The sequence below is a fragment of the Altererythrobacter sp. MTPC7 genome (assembly GCF_042851395.1).
Lineage (GTDB): Bacteria > Pseudomonadota > Alphaproteobacteria > Sphingomonadales > Sphingomonadaceae > CAJXSN01.
This window is the reverse complement of the sequence record NZ_BTGS01000047.1, coordinates 1-835: the sequence shown is the minus strand read 5'-3', so window position 1 is coordinate 835 and position 835 is coordinate 1. Positions and strand designations below refer to the sequence as shown.

1 protein-coding gene is annotated in these 835 nt (G+C 56.4%); it reads right to left on the bottom strand.

Features of this window, described 5'->3' with window-relative positions; translation table 11 throughout:
• Window positions 1–342: 342 nt before the first annotated feature.
• A complete protein-coding gene (locus ACGHJ7_RS14760; RefSeq protein ID WP_390479180.1) occupies window positions 343–612 on the bottom strand; it encodes a hypothetical protein in 270 nt (89 codons plus the stop codon).
• Between the last annotated feature and the right edge of the window lie 223 nt (window positions 613–835).

Here is an 835-nt window from a genome sequence, read left to right as displayed (position 1 = left end):
GTTCCACCATTGGATTGACGGGTTTCCGGATCGCGTGCGAGGCGGCCTGTGATGATGGCGATGTTGGTCATGATGATGCTCCTTTTGCGCTTGACCGGAGACCATCTCCGGCTTGCGGACATCCAAAAGAAACAGGTCATGGGAGGACGGCACCGGAGGTCTGAAAGACCGGAGGGAAACGCCGATCGCAAAGGGTGGTGCGGGCAGGCAGCGCAGCTGCCAACACGGCCCGAAGCGAGCGTGCGTTGCCGGCGTCAGCTGAGCTGGTTCAGGACTGTTCGCGACAAAAGCCGGATTGGTTTCGGGCACAAGATGGAGGGAGTTTGTCGTTGACCGATCGGGTCAATTCTCTTCCGCCTTTTGCGATGCGGCTAGCAGGTCCATGAAGTCGCGTGCGGCCTCGAGATCATCTTCGTCTTCGAACGCCACATCGAGGTGAGGTGCCACCCCCAGCATATGCAGAAACGACCATAGCGCGAAACGTTTGCCGCGATCCTGCTCCAGTCCGAAATCCGCCCTGCAGCGCTCAATGCCAGAGGCCATAGCATCTGGGGTCACCGATGACAGGTCATGCGTTGCGAAATAGCGCTGAAGGAGATCGTCTAAAAACATTGGGATGGGAGATATCAGTGGCTCGGGGCTGCACAAAGTCTGGCGCGAAAATGCCACGGGAGTTAATTCTACAATCGTATGCGCCTCCTATGACATGGAGTGCATGGGAGAAGCCATACAAGCTAGTTTGTTTCAACGATTGACACCGTGCTAAGGTAGTGCCCCTTTCTCCCGGCTTCGCTTCAGTTTTTTGGAACCTCCGCGAGAACGCTATGTCTGCAAA

Coding starts and splice junctions, on each gene's coding strand:
- ACGHJ7_RS14760 (WP_390479180.1), bottom strand. CDS start 612: ATGTTTTTAGACGATCTCCTTCAGCGCTATTTCGCAACGCATGACCTG.